Here is an 11,845-nt window from a genome sequence, read left to right as displayed (position 1 = left end):
GGGGGTCAGGACTTCGACGAGAGCGAGCCCAGCTGCGAGGCCAGCCACGACGACTGGTTCTGCAGCGAGCCGAGCGCTGTCTCCATGGCGGTGAACTGCTTGGTCAGCGCGGCGCGGCGGAGCTCGAGCCGGCGGTCCCACTCGTCGATCCGGTCCTGCAGCGCGGTGGCGGCGGCGTCCTGGGTCTTGGCCCGGACGACGAGCGAGCCGGTGACGGAGTCGCTGGCCTCCTTGACGACACCGAGCAGCCGCTGGGCCACGCCCTCGACCGCGGTCGCCCCGCTGCCCGAGCCGCTCACCAGCTTCTGGGTCAGCGCGGGGTCGGCGGTCAGGGCCTTGGTGAAGGCGGCCTTGTCGAAGGTGACGGTGCCGTACCGGGTGAGCTGGATGCCGGCCTGCGCGGCCGACGCCGTCCCGCCGATCGCGTCCGACACGGCCTCGAGCACCTTGCCGGCCAGGCCGCGCAGCGTGCTGTCGCCCTTGAGGACGGCGATGCTGCCGGTGGTCGTGTCCGTGTAGCCCTTGATCGAGCTGAGCACGGCGTTGGCGGCGTCGACGAGCGTCTGGACGGCGGTCGCGACGGCGTCGGGGTCGCTGACCACGTCGACGGTGACCGGGTCGGTCGAGGCCTTGCCGACCGTCACGGTCACGCCGGGCAGCAGGTCGGTGAACGTGTTGCTGGTCGAGGTGGCCGAGAAGCTGTAGGTGCCGGTGCCCTTGACGGTGACCTTGGCGTCGGAGCCCGCCGTCAGCACCTCGACGCCGAGGCCGGTCACGTCGAAGGCGCCGTCCGCGCCGGCGGCCGCGGCGGACAGCTGCAACCGGCCGCCGATCGCGCTGCCGGTGATCCCGGCGCCCGCGGCGTTGATGGTCGCGATCGCGTCGTTCAGGGAGGAGCCGGCGGTGATGGTGACCGTCTTCGCAGCGGTGTCGCCGTCCCGGTCGGCGAGGGTGACCGTGAGATCGGAGGCCGGCGGCGTCCAGGCGGCGGTGCCGACGACGGTGTGCCGGGCGGCCAGGGAGTCGACGGTGAGGGTGGTGGACCCCGGGACGGCGGTCGCGCTCGCCGTGACGGCGACGGCCGCCGAGCTGCTGGTCGCCTTCGCCGCGCCCCACGTGGCCGCCTTGCCCAGGGCCTCGGCCGCGGCGCGCAGCGCGTCGAACTTCGTGTTGACGGCGCGGTAGGCGGTCGCGTCGGCCTTGGTGTCGACGAGCTTGTTCTTGAGCAGCGTCTGCGAGTTGGCCTCGATCGCGACCAGCGAGTCGATCAGGCCTGCGGTGTCCATGCCCGAGATGAGACCGGTGCTGACACTGACCACGAGGAGGCCTTTCGGGATCGGGTGCTACGGGGCGGAGCGCCGATGAGGGGGGTGGCCGATGGCCACCCCCCTCACCGGGTGGAACTGGTGGTGCTGCTCAGGTCAGCGCAGGAGCTGCAGGATGTTCTGCGACGCCTGGTTGGCCTGCGCCAGCATCGCGGTACCGGCCTGGCTGAGGATCTGGGTCCGGGAGAAGTTGGTCATCTCCTGGGCCATGTCCGTGTCCCGGATCCGGGACTCGGCAGCCGTCAGGTTCTCGATGGTGACGTTGAGGTTGTTGATGGTGTGCTCGAAGCGGTTCTGCAGCGCACCGAGGTTCGCCCGAGCGGTCGAGGTCGACGTGATGACGGCCTGGACGGCGTCGCTGCCACCGCTGGCGGAGAGGCTGCTGACGCTGGTGCTGGCGCTGAGCGCGACGTCGATCTTGTCCGCCGAGGCGTAGCCGACCTGGAAGGTCGCGGTGGACGAGTTGCCGAACAGGGCCACACCGTTGAACTTGGTGTTGGTCTGGATCCGGCCGATCTCGGTCTTGAGGGCCTCGAACTCCTGGGAGATCGCGGCCTTCGACTCGGTGTTCTGCGTGCCGTTCGCGTACTGCACGGCCAGGTCGTTCATCCGCTGCAGCATCGAGGTGACCTCGGTGAGGGCACCTTCCGCCGTCTGGACGACCGAGATGCCGTCCTGCGCGTTGCGGGCGGCGACCTTGAGGCCACCGATCTGCGAGCGCAGGCCCTCGGAGATGGCCAGGCCGGCCGCGTCGTCGGCGGCGCGGTTGATGCGGAAACCGCTGGACAGCTTCTCCAGCGACTTGCCCATCTGGGTGTCGGTGACCGACAGGTTGCGGTACGCGTTGAACGCCGCGATGTTGGTGTTGACGCTGAGACCCATGGTGTTCCTCCTTGGACGGGGCCTTCCTGATCCCGCTGGCATCCGTGCTGGCGGGCGTTGCAGGGGAGACTTCGGCCGGGCCGGGTGGCACCTTGACCCGAACGCCCCACTTTTTCCGCGATGTCACCCGGGCGGGCCGGTCCGGGGGTGCGGGGCTGCTGGGACTGCCGTGGCGAGTGGGGGCCCCGGCGCCCGGGTCCGGCGTGTCCGGGGGCGGGGACCGGCGCCCGGCGGCGAGGGTGCTGGGTACAGCGGGGGAGTCCGTCGCGACCACGCGCCGACCGCCCCCGGTCTCCACTGCCCGGAGCGCTGCCGTCCCGCCCCGCGCCGCCGCCGGACGGGTCCGCGCGCCCGGGCCGAGTGCAGTGAGGACGCACGCCCATGAAGGTCCTGATCAGCCGCACCCTGTTCCTGGGTTCGCTGTACCACCGCGTCGAGGAGCCGGCGCGGGCCGTGCGCGAGGCGTTCCCCGACGTCGACGTGCAGGTGGTGCGCGGGCTGTCGACGACGATGGTCCAGCGCCCCGGGGAGGAGGGGCTGACGGTCGGCGGCGTGGACGCCCAGGGTGCCGACGTCGTCGTCCTCCAGCTGCCCAAGACGATCGAGATGCTGCAGTGCATGCGGCTGCTGCAGGCCCAGGGCGTCGCCGTCGTCGTCGAGATGGACGACCTGCTCTCCGCCGTCCCCTTCGGCCACCAGGGGCACGCCGCGCTCGTCCGCAGCGGCGCCGCCGACCTCGCCCGCCAGTGCGCCGCCGAGGCCGACTTCCTCACCGTCTCGACGCCGGCCCTGCTGCAGGAGTACGGCCGGCACGGCCGCGGCATGGTGGTGCCCAACGCGATCCCCCGCCGGATCGTCGAGCTGCCGCCGGCCTACGAGCGCGACCCGGAGGTGCTGACCGTCGGCTGGACCGGCTCGGCCACCACGCACCCGTACGACCTGCAGGTCATGGAGTCCGGCCTGGCCCAGGCGCTCGAGCGCACCCGCGGTCGCAGCCGGTTCGCCGTGCTCGGCCAGGCCTCCGACGTCCGCGACTGGCTGCGGCTGCCCGAGGCGCCCGAGGAGATGCCGTTCATCCAGGACGTCGACGGCTACCTGACCGCGGTCGGCGAGCGGTTCGACGTCGGCATCGCGCCGCTGCGGATCGACCGCTTCAACACGAGCAAGAGCTGGCTGAAGGTGCTGGAGTACTCCGCGCGCGGGGTGCACGCCGTCCGCTCGCCCAGCGCGGAGTACGAGCGCCTCGGCCTGGGCCGGCGCGCTAAGAAGCCGCGGGACTGGGCGCAGCTGGTCGGCCGGGCCCTGCAGGACACCGACTACCGCCGCGAGGTGGCCGCGCGGGACCGGGAGGCGGTGCTGGCCGGTCACCTGACCGAGCACACGGCGCCGATGTGGCTCGAGGCCTGGCGCCGGGCCCGTGACGTCCGCTCCAGGGCGGACCGCATCGGCGCCTGACCGGCTGCACGCCACCGGCCCGCCCCGGTCCTCCGGGCGGGCCGGTGGCGTCTCGGCGGTCGTCCCCGGTCGTCCCCGGTCGTCCCCGGGACCGGCCCGGGGACGACGACGGCCCGGACCCCCTGCCGGGGTCCGGGCCGTCGTCGTGCGTGCGGGCGGTCAGGCCGGACGGGTGGCGCGCTGCGCCACGTCGGCCCACGGGTTGCGGGGCCGGGGCAGCGGGGGAGGCGCGTTGCGGCCGGCGACCCGGTCGACGTAGGAGCGCTGCTGGTTGCGGGCGCGGACGCCGCCGTCGGCCGGCACGGCCCGTCCCTCCCACACCTCGCTCATGGCGGCGTGCAGCAGGGTGAGGGCGCGGGCGCGCATCTGCGAGACGCGGGAGAGCGTGACCCCGAGGTCGGCCGCGATCTCGGTGAGCGACTCCCCGCCGAAGAAGTTGCGGTCGATGACCTCGTCGAGGCGGTCGGGCAGCTCCCGGATCGCCTGCTGGAGGTACCGCGCCCGCTCGGTGCGCAGCACCGCACGCTCGGGCGACTCGCCGGGGTCGGGGAGGTCGAGGCCGCCGCCGGTGTCGGAGCCGGCCTCGGCGTCGATGCTCACCATCACCGCGCGGTGGACGTCGACCTGCAGCGCGTCCAGGTCGCCCTGCCGCACCCCGAGGCTCTCCGCGAGCTCCTCGCGGGTCGGCGGGCGGCCGAGGCTGACGGTCAGCGCGTCGGCGGCCGCGTCGGTCCGCCGGGCCGCGGCCCGCACCGAGCGGCTCGCCCAGTCACCCGAGCGCAGCTCGTCGAGCACCGCTCCCTGCAGCCGCGGCAGGGCGTACGTGGCGAAGGTGGCGCCGGCGTCCGGGTCGAACCGGCGCGCGACCTCGACCAACGCCACCTTCGCGCAGGACAGCAGGTCCTCGCGGCTGACGTGGGAGGGCAGTGAGATGCGGGAGGCCACCGCGTTCACGGCGAAGGAACACAACGGCAGGTGTTCGGTCACCAGCGCGTCCACCGCACCCGGCGATCGGGGTCGGGGAACGGCCGCAGGACGCTCGGTCACCGGGGATCGGGCTGCTCGCACGTCCCTTCTCTCGGCAGGCCACGCACCCGTCGGCACCGTCGTCCGGTCGCGAACATCTGACAACGTCCGCCCCTCGGCTTGAGGGTTCCTCGCCGGGTGCCGATGGCTGGTCTGCGAGACGACGGGGCCGCACCGGCCCCCGCACGGACGAGGGAGGCGGTGGGACGTGGACTACCAGCACCTGTCGACGTTGCTGTGGCGGGAGCAGGAGCTGCTGGACCTCCTCCTGTTCAAGGCCGAGGAGAAGCAGTACCTGATCGTCACCGGCAAGACCCGCTGGCTGGCCCGCATCGCGCACGAGATCGAGGTCGTCCTCGACCAGCTGCGCACCCTCGAGGTCGAGCGCGCCGCCGTCACCGAGTCCCTCGCCGTGCGGCTCGGTCTGGACGCCAACCCCTCCCTGCGCCAGGTCGCCGAGGCCGCACCGGCCCCGTGGAACGACCTGTTCACCAAGCACCACGAGGCGCTGCTGGTGCTCGTGACCGAGCTGCGCACGCTCTCCGACACCAACCGCGAGCTCATCGAGGGCGGCCTCGCCGCCCTGGACGAGGCGCTGCTGTCGGTCCGGGCGCCCTCGGCCACGGCCGGCACCTACGGCGCCACCGGACGTACCACCGCCGGCAGCAACCGGGCGGTCACCCTGGACGGAGCACTCTGACGTGAGCAGCACCTTCGGCGGTCTCACCCGCGCCACGACGGCGCTGTGGGCGGCCCAGCGCGGACTGGACGTCACCGGTCAGAACATCTCGAACGTCAACACCGCCGGCTACTCCCGCCAGCGGGTCGAGCAGGCGTCGATGAACGGCGCCACGTTGCCGGCGATCTGGTCGGTGAGCGACGGCGTCGGCTCCGGCGTGGACTCGAACACCGTCATCCGCATCCGGGACGCCTTCCTGGAGGCGCGCGGCCGCCTGGAGACGTCCTCGACGGCGCGCCTCACGGTGGAGAGCCAGGCCCTGGAGCAGGTCGAGCAGGCCTTCCGCGAGCCGGGCGACACGGGCATCCAGAGCATGCTCGCCGAGATGTGGAGCGGCTTCAGCGACGTCGCCAAGAACCCGCTGGACCTCGCGGCGCGCAGCCAGGTCATCGAGCGCCTGAGCACGCTGGCCGCCGGCGTCCGGACGACCGCGAACGACCTCGACCAGCAGTGGGACGACACCCGCACGGCGCTGGGGGCGCTGGTCGCCGACGTGAACGCCACCGCGCTGTCGATCGCCGACCTCAACACGAAGATCCAGTCCGGCACCCTGAGCGGCGCCTCGGTCAACGAGCTGACCGACAAGCGCGACGCCCTCGTCATGAAGCTGGCCGAGCAGGTCGGCGCGACGGCGGTCGCGCGGGACGGCGGCATGGTCGACGTCGTCGTCGGCGGGTCCACGCTGGTCGCCGGCCGCAGCGCGATCTCCCTGCAGCTCACCGGCACCACCGGGATCGGCGGCGTGGCCGGTGACCCGCCGCGTCTGGTCACCGTCCCCGGCGGGACGACCGTGGCGCCCGGCGGCACCGCGCGGGGGCAGCTCGACGTCCTCACGTCCGTCGTCCCGAGCTACCGCACCGCCCTGGACACGTTCGCCGGCGACCTGGCCGCGGCCTTCAACGGGGCACACGCGGCGGGCCTGGACCTCGACGGGGACAGCGGCGTGCCGCTGCTCGGCAACGGGACGGGCACCGGCCCGGTGGACCCGGCCCTGGTGACCGCCGCCAGCCTCACCGTCCGGGTCACCGACCCCCGGGACGTCGCCGCCGCGCGGCCGGCCCCCGGCGGGGGGGTGACCGCGAACGGCGACAACGCCGACGCGCTGTACAGGCTGTCGCTCGACCCCGCCGGGGTGGACGCCACCTACCGCGAGCTCATCGTCGGGCTCGGGCTCCGGTCGGCGGTGGCCACGCGCAACCTCGAGGTGCAGACCGTGGTCCGGGACCAGGTGGACGCCGCCCGCGAGGGGAGCGCCGGGGTCAACCTCGACGAGGAGATGACGAACATGATGTCCTACCAGCACGCCTACGCGGCCGCGGCCCGCCTCGTGACCGCCATCGACGAGGCGCTCAACACCCTCATCAACGGCACGGGTGTGGTGGGTCGCTGATGCGCGTCACCCAGCGGGCCATCGCGCAGACGAGTCTGCTCGGGCTCTACGCCAACCAGGACCGGATCTCCAAGCTGCAGCAGCAGCTCACCTCCGGCAAGGTCATCAGCTCCCCCTCGGACTCGCCGACCGGCACGAACCGGGCGATGCAGATCCGCAAGGACGCCAGCGCCGTGGACCAGCAGGCGCGCAACATCTCCGACGGGAAGGGCTGGCTCGAGGCCGCCGACAGCGCCCTGGAGTCGATGCTGTCGCAGGTGCGCCGGGTCCGGGACCTCACCGTCCAGGGGCTCAACACCGGCGCCATGTCCGACGCCGCGCGCGCCGCCATCCAGACCGAGGTCGACTCGCTGCGCGAGAGCCTCCTGGGGCTGGCCAACCAGACCATCAGCGGCCGCCCGGTCTTCGGCGGCGCGACCACCGGCACGCAGGCGTACGACGCCTCCGGGGCCTACGTCGGCGTGGGCGGGACCACCGTCGACGGCGGCGGGGTCGTCACCGACCTCACCGTGCCGCTGACCCGCCGCATCTCCGACAGCGAGGTCGTCCGCGTCGACCTCACCGGGCCGGAGGCCTTCGGCGACCAGCGCACCGGGCGCGACCTGTTCGCCATCGTCGGCGACATCGCCGACCACGTGCTGACCGCCGGCGCCGACGCCTCGGACCTGCGGACCGACCTCGACGCCCTCGACGGCGCGATGAACCGCCTGCTGACGGCGGCGGCCGACATCGGCAGCCGCGCCGCGCGGCTCGACCGGGCCGGGCAGGTCAACGCCGATCTGCAGCTGACCCTGAAGAGCCAGCTGGCCGACGTCGAGGAGATCGACCTGCCGAAGACGATCATGGAGCTGAACCTGTCGAAGACCGGCTACGAGGCGGCGCTGTCGGCCACCGCCCAGTCGATCCAGACCTCGCTCGTGGACTACCTGCGATGACGCTCGCCCCCGTCGCCACCCTGCCGCTGCTCGGCATGGTGCAGCCGGTGCCCGGCTTCCCCGACCACCGTGACTACGTGCTCGTCACGGCGGACGGCGACGGGCTGCTGTTCTGGCTGCAGTCGCTCGACGCCGACGGTCCGCGGTTCCTGGCCATCCCCCCGGCCCGGTACTTCCCGGACTACGCGCCCGAGCTGCCCCGGTCGGTCTGCGCGGACCTCGGCCTGGCCGACCCCGCCGACGCGCAGCTGTTCTGTCTCGTGACGGTTCCCGCGGAGGGCCCGGCCGCGGCCACGGCGAACCTGCGCGCGCCGGTGGTGGTCAACCCGGCGAACTGGCGCGCCACCCAGGTGGTCCTGATGGATGCCGCCCATCCCATCCGGCGGCCACTGCGCCGATAACCCAGGAGGCGCACACCGCGCCCGTCCCCGCTCCCGCGGGGTGCCACGGAGGCCACCACAGACCCATGGAGGGGTTCACATGCTCACCCTGACCCGCAGCGTCGGCGAGACGATCCGCATCGGCGACGACATCGAGGTGCACGTCGTGGAGGTCCGGGGCGGCACCGTCCGCCTCGGCTTCAAGGCGCCGCGCGAGGTGACCATCCACCGCGAGGAGGTCTACCGGCAGATCGCCGAGGCCAACCTGCTCGCGGCCCAGGTCACGGCCGACACCCTCGGGGCGCTGGCCGCCTTCGCCCCGGCCGGCACGGCCGACGAGGCCACCAGGACGACGGCGGCCACCCGGACGACGCCGGCCCCCACCGGGACGACCTCGGCCTGACGCAAGTGCACGGCCCGGCCGTCCGCCGCTCGGCAGAGTCTGCCGAAGCAGCGGCGGCCGGGCTGCGACAGAGCAGCGACACGGGCAAGAAGTGCCGAAGAGTGGGCCAGACAACTGCGGTCCGCTGAGCGAGTGTTGTCGCGGTGTCGTCGTCGTCATGCGCCAGAGTTGCCCCCAAGCACGACGAGGGGGCGATTCCATGTACCGCAGCGCTGACCCGGCCGTCCCGGCCGAGCTCCACGACCTGTCGACCGAGTCGACGGGTTGCGCCACGGCGCCCGGGACCGATCCGGCCCTGGCGGCCGAGGAGGCGGACACGGTCGTGGTGCACGTGGCCCTGCGGCCGCGGCGCGGCTCGGCCCGCCGTTGCCTCGCCGGCCTCGCCGCGCTGGCCGCCGCCCACCCCGACGTCGCCGTCTCGGTGACCGGGCTGGGCAAGGACGAGCGCACCGTGCGGGTCACCGTCGGCGTCGAGCTCGGCCCGCGCGCCGGCGTCGCCCGCTTCTCCCCGCAGGCCCAGGCGGCCTACGCCTTCGTGAGCGACCTGTTCACCACGCTCTACGACCACATGCCGGTCTACTCGGCCGAGCCCGGCCCGGCCGAGCGCGCCGCCGCGGCCGGTCTCATGGCCAGCCTGGGTGTGGGCGCGCCGGTCGCCACGGTCGTCCCCGCCACGGACGCCGTCCCTGCCCCGCGCGCCGTCCCGGCCGCCGAGCACGTCCTCCTCTAGTCCTCCCGGGCCGCCGCCCGCCGCGACGCCTTCTTCCCCGCCTCGCCTGGAGCTCCCGTGACCACCATCCCCGGCCCCGCCGTCGATGCCCGCCCCCGCCAGCCCCTCGTGTTCGGGGGCGTCCCCGAGGCCGAGGGCTTCGCCCGTGTCCCGATCACCCCCCGCGACCGCGTGCACTTCCGCGTGGACCGCGACCTCCCGCTCGACGAGTTCGAGGCGGCCCTGCCCGACGGCGTCGAGGTCAGCTTCGACCACGGCGAGGGCCTCTACCGGGTCGACGGCGCGTGCGGGCAGGGCCCGGTGCTGGCCGACTGGATCCGGGCCTGGTGCGCCGGCCGCGGGATCACCACGGTGGGGCTGCGGGCCGAGGCCGGCGTCCGGCGCCGCGCCCCGCGGGACCTGCCCCCGGCCTTCCTCGACGAGCTGTGCCGCCACTACGGGCCGGTCAGCATGAAGCGCCTGCAGCGGAACATGAGCACCATCCGGCTGCACCTGCCCGACCCCGACGACCTGGTCCAGCAGGTCTACGAGTGGATCCTCAAGGCGGTCGGCCAGTTCGACGAGACCAAGGGCGTGCCGTTCGGGGCGTTCCTCGCCACCCAGCTGTCCAAGTGGGTGCACGACCTCGGCCGGGCCGCGCACGGCCGCACCGCCGCCGACACCGAGAACAAGCAGCAGAAGGCGATCGCCGCCTTCGTCGCCGAGCACCAGCGCCGTCCGTCGGAGAAGGAGCTCGCCGCCTACATGGGGCAGAGCGTCGCGACGCTGCGCCGCAACTCCCAGACCGTGGCCACGCTCAACGGGCTGCGCAACCTGCAGTCGCTGGACGGCGCACCGGACGCCGCGGAGATCCTGATCCCGGACAGCTCCGAGGCGCCCGACGAGATCATGGGCGAGGCCGAGCAGACCCTGCTGTCGCACGCGCTCACCGCCGCCTGTGCCCCCGACCCGACCGCCCGGCGCGAGCAGCGGGCCGGCCAGCCCAACGTGCTGGGCTGGGCCACCTGGTACCTGACCACGTGGGGCGGGGTCACCAAGACCCAGCTGTCGGCCGACCTCGGGACCTCGGTGCGCAACATGAACGTGCACGCCGACCGGGTGGAGCGGGCGCTCAAGGCCCAGCTGTCCGAGCTCACCGACTGAGCGCACGGCCACGCCGGCCCCGGTCCCTCGCGGACCGGGGCCGGTGGCGTCTCCGGGCAGGTCCGCGCACCTCAGCGGAACGGGACCGTCCGTGGAGATTTGTCAAGGGACCGGGTCCGACCGGCCGCCGGACTGCCGATATCTCCAGCGTGAACGCCTCCCCGCTCCGCCGCGTGGCGCCGGGGACGTCTCCGGGGAGCTCGAGCTGAGCGCCCTGGCCGCGGGGGACCCGACCCCGGACGTGCTCGTGCCGCACTGGCTGGCCGCGCCCGCGCGTGCCGCCCTCGCGGCCGCGGTGCGGACCGGGCTCGCCGCCGACGAGGTCCACCCCGTCGCGGCGATCCACCTCGCCGACGTCCTCACCGAGCTGCACGTGGCCATGGCCCGCGACGCCGTCTGGCCCGGTCCCGCCGCCCGCGTGCGGCGGATCGCCGGCTGGGACGACGACGTCCTGCCCGTGCGACTCTCCGACGTGGAGCTGCGGAGCGTGCTGGCGCTGCCGGCCCTGCCGGAGGCGCTGCGGACGGCGCTGGTGCGGGCGCCGCGGTGAGCGACCCCCGCTTCGGCCGGTCCACCGCAGGCCTGCTCGCCCGGCTGCGCCCGGTCCCGGTGGACCCCGCCGACCTGCTCGACGTCGCCCGCGAGGTGCTGCCGGAGCTGGCCACCCCGCGGCTGCGCGTGGTGCTCGCCGACGACCGCTCCCACGGCCCGGTCGTCGTGCTGCGCGAGGACGAGCGCATCCTGCGCACCCCGCTGCGCGACCTGGCGGAGGACATGACCGCGGCCGGTGTCGCGCCGACGCCGGGTGCGCTCGCGGCCGCGCTCAGCTCCTGGGTGGCGCACCGCCCGGTGCCCGACGCCGCCGCGGCGACGGCCGGGGTCGCGGTGCTCGACTGGAGCGACCCGCGACGGACCGCGGTGGCCTGGCGGGTCGTCGTCCGCCGGGACGAGGTCGCGCTGCCGTGGACGCCGTCGTCCGCCGTCGACCCCGTCTGCGTCTCCCGCGTCCGCGCCGCGGCGCTGGCCCGCGCGGCCGCCGTCGAGACGCAGCTGCGCGTCGAGGGGCCGGTCGCGCTGTGGTCGCACGCGGCCGCGCCGATGCTGGCGTCGGCGCCGTTCGCCGCGCCCGAGCGGGAGCTGGACCGGGTGGCCGCCGCCGGGCTCGTGATGCCGGACATGCACGTGGTGCTCACCCCCGGGCGGCCGGTGGCCGGCGCCGCCGCCGGGGTCGCGGCCCGCCTGGCCGAGTCGACCGGCGAACCCTGCGTGCGGCTGCCCTGGACGGCGCTGCCCACCCTGCCCTGGCTGTAGCGGGGGGGGGGGGGGGGGGGGGGGGGGGGGGGGGGGGGGGGGGGGGGGGGGGGGGGGGGGGGGGGGGGGGGGGGGGGGGGGGGGGGGGGGGGGGGGGGGGGGGGGGGGGGGGGGGGGGGGGGGGGG

13 protein-coding genes are annotated in these 11,845 nt (G+C 74.5%); 10 read left to right on the top strand and 3 right to left on the bottom strand.

Annotated elements, in window-relative coordinates; genetic code table 11:
• Positions 1 to 5: 5 nt before the first annotated feature.
• Both fliD and ACI8AX_RS16985 read right to left on the bottom strand, forming a co-directional pair.
• The gene (fliD, locus tag ACI8AX_RS16990; protein ID WP_456551017.1) at positions 6 to 1,286 is read right to left on the bottom strand and encodes a flagellar filament capping protein FliD; all 1,281 of its coding nucleotides are present in this window, start codon (positions 1,284 to 1,286) and stop codon (positions 6 to 8) included.
• Positions 1,287 to 1,421: 135 nt separating this feature from the next.
• The gene (locus tag ACI8AX_RS16985) at positions 1,422 to 2,207 is read right to left on the bottom strand and encodes a flagellin N-terminal helical domain-containing protein (protein ID WP_456551016.1); all 786 of its coding nucleotides are present in this window, start codon (positions 2,205 to 2,207) and stop codon (positions 1,422 to 1,424) included.
• 381 nt (positions 2,208 to 2,588) lie between these two features.
• On the opposite strand from ACI8AX_RS16985, the gene ACI8AX_RS16980 reads away from it, so the two are divergent.
• Positions 2,589 to 3,662, top strand: a complete 1,074-nt coding sequence (locus ACI8AX_RS16980; protein WP_456551015.1) for a glycosyltransferase family protein — start codon at positions 2,589 to 2,591, stop codon at positions 3,660 to 3,662.
• 159 nt (positions 3,663 to 3,821) lie between these two features.
• On the opposite strand, the gene ACI8AX_RS16975 is transcribed toward ACI8AX_RS16980, so the two are convergent.
• On the bottom strand, positions 3,822 to 4,649 hold the full coding sequence (locus ACI8AX_RS16975; protein WP_456551014.1) for a sigma-70 family RNA polymerase sigma factor: 828 nt from the start codon (positions 4,647 to 4,649) through the stop codon (positions 3,822 to 3,824).
• 247 nt (positions 4,650 to 4,896) lie between these two features.
• On the opposite strand from ACI8AX_RS16975, the gene ACI8AX_RS16970 reads away from it, so the two are divergent.
• The 9 genes from ACI8AX_RS16970 to ACI8AX_RS16930 all read left to right on the top strand — a co-directional run bounded on the left by ACI8AX_RS16970 (position 4,897) and on the right by ACI8AX_RS16930 (position 11,719).
• Positions 4,897 to 5,388, top strand: a complete 492-nt coding sequence (locus ACI8AX_RS16970; protein WP_456551013.1) for a flagellar protein FlgN — start codon at positions 4,897 to 4,899, stop codon at positions 5,386 to 5,388.
• A gap of 1 nt (position 5,389) precedes the next feature.
• Positions 5,390 to 6,817, top strand: a complete 1,428-nt coding sequence (flgK, locus tag ACI8AX_RS16965) for a flagellar hook-associated protein FlgK (protein WP_456551012.1) — start codon at positions 5,390 to 5,392, stop codon at positions 6,815 to 6,817.
• Entirely contained in the window at positions 6,817 to 7,752 is a 936-nt protein-coding gene (flgL, locus tag ACI8AX_RS16960; RefSeq protein WP_456551011.1) for a flagellar hook-associated protein FlgL, read from the top strand. The genes flgK and flgL overlap by 1 nt, the downstream gene beginning before the upstream one ends.
• On the top strand, positions 7,749 to 8,153 hold the full coding sequence (gene fliW / locus ACI8AX_RS16955; protein WP_456551010.1) for a flagellar assembly protein FliW: 405 nt from the start codon (positions 7,749 to 7,751) through the stop codon (positions 8,151 to 8,153). The genes flgL and fliW overlap by 4 nt, the downstream gene beginning before the upstream one ends.
• Positions 8,154 to 8,232: 79 nt before the next feature.
• Positions 8,233 to 8,535, top strand: a complete 303-nt coding sequence (gene csrA, locus ACI8AX_RS16950) for a carbon storage regulator CsrA (RefSeq protein WP_456551009.1) — start codon at positions 8,233 to 8,235, stop codon at positions 8,533 to 8,535.
• A 199-nt stretch (positions 8,536 to 8,734) separates the two neighbouring features.
• Positions 8,735 to 9,265, top strand: coding sequence for a hypothetical protein (locus ACI8AX_RS16945; RefSeq protein ID WP_456551008.1), 531 nt, complete (start codon positions 8,735 to 8,737; stop codon positions 9,263 to 9,265).
• A 57-nt stretch (positions 9,266 to 9,322) separates the two neighbouring features.
• On the top strand, positions 9,323 to 10,408 hold the full coding sequence (locus ACI8AX_RS16940; protein ID WP_456551007.1) for a flagellar biosynthesis protein FliA: 1,086 nt from the start codon (positions 9,323 to 9,325) through the stop codon (positions 10,406 to 10,408).
• 241 nt (positions 10,409 to 10,649) lie between these two features.
• On the top strand, positions 10,650 to 10,958 hold the full coding sequence (locus ACI8AX_RS16935) for a hypothetical protein (RefSeq protein WP_456551006.1): 309 nt from the start codon (positions 10,650 to 10,652) through the stop codon (positions 10,956 to 10,958).
• On the top strand, positions 10,955 to 11,719 hold the full coding sequence (locus ACI8AX_RS16930) for a hypothetical protein (RefSeq protein WP_456551005.1): 765 nt from the start codon (positions 10,955 to 10,957) through the stop codon (positions 11,717 to 11,719). Before ACI8AX_RS16935 ends, ACI8AX_RS16930 begins: the two co-directional genes overlap by 4 nt.
• The last annotated feature ends 126 nt before the right edge of the window (positions 11,720 to 11,845 follow it).

The organism is Blastococcus sp. SYSU D00813 (assembly GCF_054050735.1).
This window is presented reverse-complemented; position numbering and strand designations above follow the sequence as displayed.

Excerpts from the sequence above, each read along its gene's own strand:
- fliD (WP_456551017.1), bottom strand. The coding sequence starts at position 1,286 with ATGGACACCGCAGGCCTGATCGACTCGCTGGTCGCGATCGAGGCCAAC.
- ACI8AX_RS16985 (WP_456551016.1), bottom strand. The coding sequence starts at position 2,207 with ATGGGTCTCAGCGTCAACACCAACATCGCGGCGTTCAACGCGTACCGC.
- ACI8AX_RS16980 (WP_456551015.1), top strand. The coding sequence starts at position 2,589 with ATGAAGGTCCTGATCAGCCGCACCCTGTTCCTGGGTTCGCTGTACCAC.
- flgL (WP_456551011.1), top strand. The coding sequence starts at position 6,817 with ATGCGCGTCACCCAGCGGGCCATCGCGCAGACGAGTCTGCTCGGGCTC.
- fliW (WP_456551010.1), top strand. The coding sequence starts at position 7,749 with ATGACGCTCGCCCCCGTCGCCACCCTGCCGCTGCTCGGCATGGTGCAG.
- csrA (WP_456551009.1), top strand. The coding sequence starts at position 8,233 with ATGCTCACCCTGACCCGCAGCGTCGGCGAGACGATCCGCATCGGCGAC.
- ACI8AX_RS16945 (WP_456551008.1), top strand. The coding sequence starts at position 8,735 with ATGTACCGCAGCGCTGACCCGGCCGTCCCGGCCGAGCTCCACGACCTG.